The 5,646-nt window shown below is 68.6% G+C and carries 3 protein-coding genes and 1 pseudogene; 2 read left to right on the top strand and 2 right to left on the bottom strand.

Annotated elements, in window-relative coordinates; translation table 11 throughout:
• A pseudogene (locus ACESMD_RS10305) lies at positions 1-140 on the bottom strand (sensor histidine kinase); the annotation flags it as partial.
• Positions 141-316: 176 nt separating this feature from the next.
• Between ACESMD_RS10305 and ACESMD_RS10310 the strand changes: the two are divergent.
• Both ACESMD_RS10310 and ACESMD_RS10315 read left to right on the top strand, forming a co-directional pair.
• Positions 317-1,606 carry an efflux RND transporter periplasmic adaptor subunit gene (locus ACESMD_RS10310; protein WP_372612850.1) on the top strand — a complete coding sequence of 430 codons (1,290 nt, stop codon included), beginning with the start codon at positions 317-319 and terminating at the stop codon, positions 1,604-1,606.
• On the top strand, positions 1,603-4,737 hold the full coding sequence (locus ACESMD_RS10315; protein WP_372612852.1) for an efflux RND transporter permease subunit: 3,135 nt from the start codon (positions 1,603-1,605) through the stop codon (positions 4,735-4,737). Before ACESMD_RS10310 ends, ACESMD_RS10315 begins: the two co-directional genes overlap by 4 nt.
• A gap of 82 nt (positions 4,738-4,819) precedes the next feature.
• Here ACESMD_RS10315 and ACESMD_RS10320 read toward each other — a convergent pair whose 3' ends face one another.
• On the bottom strand, positions 4,820-5,419 hold the full coding sequence (locus ACESMD_RS10320; protein WP_372612854.1) for a CBS domain-containing protein: 600 nt from the start codon (positions 5,417-5,419) through the stop codon (positions 4,820-4,822).
• Between the last annotated feature and the right edge of the window lie 227 nt (positions 5,420-5,646).

Raw genomic sequence — 5,646 nt, forward strand, 5'->3', positions numbered from 1 at the left:
ACTTCCAGCTCGAAGCCCAGCAGCTCGATGCCGATGATGATGGCGACCAGGAAGCTGGTCCAGGTGATGCCCCGGACGAAGGTCAGCCTTACCAGGTTGCGGTTGGGGGTGGATAGCGGCAGGGGCAGGGCGGCTGGCATGGTGACTCCACGGCAAGGTGTGGCTCGATGATACTCGAGCCATCGGCTTTGATGGTGGTGGCGTGGCTTTTGATCCGGGTGTGGTTCAGTGTCGCCTCTCTCCATGGGGAACCGACAACGGCCTGTTGATGGCTGTATATTGGTTGCCATTGATATTCCCGGCGGAACAAAGCCCGATGCTCAGACGCCTGCTACCTATGTTGATCCTGGCCCTCGGCGTGGTGGCCTTCCTGTGGCTGCGGGCCACCCGTCCCGAGACCGCCAGCGTCACTCCGGAAGAGCGTAGCTGGCGAGTCGAGACTCTGGCGGTGGCGCTCGATGCCCATGCCCCCGTGCTGCCGCTTTTTGGCCAGGTCGTCGCCCCGGACATGCTTACCATTTCCGCACCCCTGGCCGGGCGGATCGCCGAGCGGCCGGTTCGTGAAGGGCAGCGAGTGGCCCGAGGCGCGCGGCTTGTGGCCCTGGACGAGGCCGACGTGCGCCCGCCCCTGGATCAGGCCGAGGCCGAGGTGGCGGATCGCCAGGCCCAGGTTGAGAACGAGCGGGTGCGTCATGAGAGTGACCGCGAGATCCTGCTGCGCGAACAGGAGCTGGTCGACAACGCCAGTCGCCAGCTGGAGCGCACCCGCTCCCTGGAGGGTCGCAACCTGGCCTCCCAGTCCGACCTGGATACGGCGCGTAACGAGCTGTCTCGCGCCCGCGTGACGGTGGCGGCGCGGGAGCGCGCCATCGCCGAGCATCCCGCTCGCCTGCAGTCCCTTCAGGCAGGACTGGCCCGTGCCCGGGCCTCCCTGGCCGAGGCCCGCCGCGATGCCCAGCGCAGCCGAGTCGACGCCCCCTTCGATGGCATCGTCACACGGATCCAGGTGGCCCCGGGGGACCAGGTCGCCGCCCACAGCGAGCTGCTCAGTGTCTATCCCGAGCAGGGCCTGGAGCTGCGTGCGCGCATCCCCCAGCGTCACCAGTCCGAGCTGCTCGACGCCCTGTCCCGAGGGGAACGGCTCGTGGCCAGCGGTGACGGCGGGGCCCGTCTCCTGCTGGAGGGGCTGGCCGGCGAGGGCGATCCGGCCGGCACCGAGGCGATCTTCCGCCTCGAGGAGGGCGGCGAGGGGCTGCGGCCCGGCAGCCTGCTGGCCGTGTCACTCGCGCGACCGACCGTGCCCGACAGCCTGGCGGTGCCCTACAACGCCCTCTACGGCAACGATGTCCTGTACCTGATGGATGACGATGGCCGCATGCAGCGCCTGACGGTGACCCGCCACGGTGAGGTGGTGCGCGACGACGGGCAGCGCTGGGCGCTGGTCACCGGCGAGTCGCTCGACGACGGCGACCGGGTGATCATCACCCACCTGCCCAATGCCATGCGGGGCCTGCGGGTCCAAAGCGATAGCGACGAGAGTGCCGATAGCGACGATGGGACCGATGGCGACGACGGGAGCGATGGCGGCGACGAGGCTCGCCCATGAGCCGCCGTCGTGGCCTGATCGGCTTCTTCGTCCGCCACCGGGTTGCCGCCAATCTGATCATGCTGATGATGCTGCTCGGCGGGGCACTTGGCCTGTCGCGCATGAACATCCAGTTCTTCCCCTCTTTCGCCCTGGACGTGGTCAGCGTGCGAACGGTATGGAGCGGCGCCTCGGCCGAGGACATCGAGCAGGGCATCACCATCCCCCTCGAGCAGCGCCTGCGCAGCATCGACGGCCTCAAGCGGATGACCTCCACCTCGGCCCAGGGCGTCTCCAGCATCACCCTGGAATTCACCGAGGGCAGCGAACCGATCCTGGCCCTGGACGATGTCCGCCAGCAGGTCGACCAATTCACCAACCTGCCGTCGGATGCCGAGGCGCCACGGGTCGCCCGGGCCGCCCGCTATGAACCCGTCGCCCGACTGCTGGTGCATGGCGAGGTCAGCCCGGAGGAGCTGCGCCACCTGGCCAACCGCTACGAGGACCAGCTGCTGCAGCGGGGCATCGACCGGGTGGAGATCAGCGGCCTGCCGGAGCAGCAGATCAGCATCGAGGTCCCTGCGGAGCGCCTGCAGGGGCTGCAGCTGAGCCTCGGGGAGATCGCCGAGCGGATCGAGGCGATGTCCCGGGACCTGCCGGCGGGCCTGCTTGGCCAGCAGGACAGCACCCGCGAGCTGCGCGCCGTGGAGCAGCGCCGCGACCCCCTGGCCTTCGCCAACCTGCCGGTGCTCAGTGGCGAGCGGGTGAAACTGCGCCTGGGCGATATCGCCACCATCCGCCAGGAAGCGCGCGAGTCTTCGGTGACCCTGAGCCGCGATGGCCATCCGGCGGTGGAGCTGATGCTGCAGCGAAGCGAGGATGGCAACTCCCTGGCCGCCGCCGACGTGCTTAACGGCTGGCTCGAGGAGACCCGGCCGCAGCTGCCGCCGTCGGTGGAACTCGAGGTGCACGACGAGACCTGGCAGCTGATCGCCGAGCGCATCTGGCTGCTGATCAGCAACGGCCTGGGCGGTCTGCTGCTGGTGCTGCTGCTGCTCTACCTCTTCCTGCCCGCCCGGGTGGCCCTGTGGGTCGCCATCGGGATCCCGACCGCCTTCCTGGCGGCCATGGCGGTGTTCTGGGTGATCGGCGGCTCGATCAACATGATCTCGCTGTTCGCGCTGATCATGGCCCTGGGGGTGATCGTCGACGATGCCATCGTGGTGGGCGAGGATGCAGATGCTCACTTCCGCATGGGCGAGCCTGCCCGCCACGCCTCCGAGGGGGCCGCCCGACGGATGCTCTGGCCCGTGGTCGCCTCGTCGCTGACCACGGTGGCCGCCTTCATGCCGCTGCTGCTGGTGGGCGGGGTGATCGGCAACATCCTCGGCGACATTCCGGTGATCATGATCTGCGTGCTCGTCGCCTCGCTGCTGGAGTGCTTCGTGGTGCTGCCTGCCCACTTGCGCAACGCCTTCGTGCCGGGACGGACTACGCGACGACACCTGCTGTCGCGGCCCCGCGATCGCTTCGAGGCGGCGTTCGATCGCTTCCGCGAAGGGCCCTTTCGGCGCTTCTCGGCACTGACCCTGCGTCACCGCGGCGCCACCCTGGCCTCGGCGCTGGCGGTGGTGCTCTTCACCCTGGGCCTGCTTGTCGGGGGGCGCCTGGAGTTCAACTTCTTCCCCACGCCTGAACCCAACATCCTCTATGCCAATGCCAGCTTCGTGGCCGGCTCCGATCGCGGCCGCGTCGATGCGCTGCTCACGCGGATGCAGGCCGCCCTGGATGAGACCGAGGAGGCGCTCGGCGGCGACCTCGTCCAGAATGCCGTGACCCGCCACGGGGCCACCATTTCCAGCGGCCAGCAGGGGCGCAGCGGCGACAACGTCGGCTCGATGATGGTGGAGCTCACCGCCTCGGACGACCGTGACGTGCGCAATGCCGAGTTTATTCGCGCCTGGCGCTCACGGATGGCGGAGCCAGCGGGCCTGGAGAACCTGACCATCACCGAGCGCGCCGCTGGGCCGCCCGGCAAGGACGTCAACATCCGGCTGACCGGCGAGTCGGCCGACGACCTCAAGGCCGCCGCCGTGTCGCTCTCCCGCTCGCTGCGCGAGTTGCCCGGCGTGCTCGACACCGAGGACGACATGCCCTGGGGGCGCGAGCAGCTCATCTATCGGGTCAACGCCCATGGCGAGGCCCTGGGACTGACCACCCTGGACCTGGGCCGGCAGCTCAGGGCGGCCTTCGACGGCCGCCTGGTGCAGATCTACCAGGACGGTGCCGACGAGATCGAAGTGCGGGTGCTGCTGCCCCGTGAGCAGCGCGAACGGCTCTCGACCCTGTCGCGGCTGACGGTGCGTTTGCCAGATGGGCGCTTCGTGCCGCTGGACCAGGTCATGGCCCTGGATCACCGCCAGGGTTTCGAGGCACTGCGCCATGCCGATGGCCGCCTGGCGGTGGAGGTCACCGCCGAGCTGGACAACGAGATCACCAACGCCGAGCGCGTGCTCGACGCCGTCTCCGAGGAGGTGCTGCCGACACTCGCCAGCACGCACAGGCTGCGCTACAGCTTCGAGGGGCGCGCCGCCGACCAGCGCGAGACCTTTGCCGACATGCGCACCGGGCTGATGATCGGCCTGGGGCTGATGTACATGGTGCTGGCCTGGGTCTTCGCCTCCTGGAGCCTGCCGCTGATTGTCATGGCGATCATCCCGCTGGCGCTGGTCGGGGCCCTGCTGGGGCACTGGCTGCTGGGCCTCAACCTGACGATGCTGTCGCTGTTCGGGCTCTTCGGTCTCTCGGGCATCGTGGTCAACAACGCCATCATCCTGGTGGCCTTCTATCGCCACCAGCGCCAGAAGGGTCTCGCCATCGAGGCGGCGTTGAACGAGGCGGTGGTGCAGCGGGTGCGCGCCGTGCTGCTCACCTCGCTGACCACCATCGGCGGGCTTCTGCCCCTGCTCTTCGAGACCTCGCTGCAGGCGCAGTTCCTGATCCCCATGGCCGTCTCCATCGCCTTCGGCCTGGCCTTCTCGACCCTGCTGGTGCTCGCCGTGGTCCCGGTGCTTTTGAGCTACCTCGAGCGGCTTCGCGAGCGATTCGGGCGCAACCGGCAGGACGAGGAGCCCGCGCCAGAGGGCAACTGACGGTCATGGTGCCCCAGGCGTCCTCGGCACCGCTAGGCCATCCCCGACTCCTATTCGTTCAGGGTCTGAGGCACGTTCGGCGTCACAGCTCGCGGCCGAGCACCACCTTGCAGATGTCGGCGAAGCTTTTCGCCTCGGGCATTCCGTGCGGGCCATAGCCGAGGACACGGCCGATGTCGGCCGCCGAGATCATCCCGCGGATGCGGACTCCCTGGTGTGAGGTCGGCTCGGTCACCAGCAGGTGCTGCTCACCGAAGCTCTTCAGCGACTTCACCAGGTCACCGAGGGTCAGCGAGGCCAGCGTTTCCATGGTCAGGGTCGGGGTCTTGTCCAGCGGCGTCTGGATCATGTCGGCGGTGACTTCGGCACGGGCCACGCCGTGCTGCTGCATGGCAAGCGTGATCCGGCGGCCCCCGATCACCTCGCGGGCGGGAAGCACGCCGCTGCAGCGTCCGTGGTCGTCCACCACCAGCAGAAGGCGGACGCCGCCACTGATCATCGTCTGGTGGGCCTCGTCGACAGGCTGGTCGGCGTTGACGGTCTGCGGGGAGGTGCGTGCGAAGTCGGTGAGCACCATCAGAGCCGGGCTCACCGCGTCCAGGATCAGTGTCTCGGGCGTGGCAATGGTCGGGCGTGAATTCAGCGCGACAGGCTTTACCGGTGGGGTGGTGAGGGTGGTCATGGGGGAACTCCTTATCGTGGTTGTCAGGAGGTGCCGTCGTTTGCGGCCCGTTCTGATGTCAGCGTTTCATGAGTTTCTTACCAGAGCCTTAAGGTGTCTCGGCGACCCCGGCGGTCAGGGTGATCAGCGCCTGAGGTTGTCGATGGGCCCGCGCCGGAGCAGGCGCAGCAGGGCGGCACGGCAGGCGCGCAGCCAGGGATAGAGCCGGGCGGTACGGCTCGGGGAGG

It is taken from the genome of Halomonas sp. (assembly GCF_041689495.1).
Lineage (GTDB): Bacteria > Pseudomonadota > Gammaproteobacteria > Pseudomonadales > Halomonadaceae > Halomonas.

What these genes read in the sequence shown, in the direction of transcription:
- ACESMD_RS10310 (WP_372612850.1), top strand. Translation starts at nt 317, where the DNA reads ATGCTCAGACGCCTGCTACCTATGTTGATCCTGGCCCTCGGCGTGGTG.
- ACESMD_RS10315 (WP_372612852.1), top strand. Translation starts at nt 1,603, where the DNA reads ATGAGCCGCCGTCGTGGCCTGATCGGCTTCTTCGTCCGCCACCGGGTT.
- ACESMD_RS10320 (WP_372612854.1), bottom strand. Translation starts at nt 5,419, where the DNA reads ATGACCACCCTCACCACCCCACCGGTAAAGCCTGTCGCGCTGAATTCA.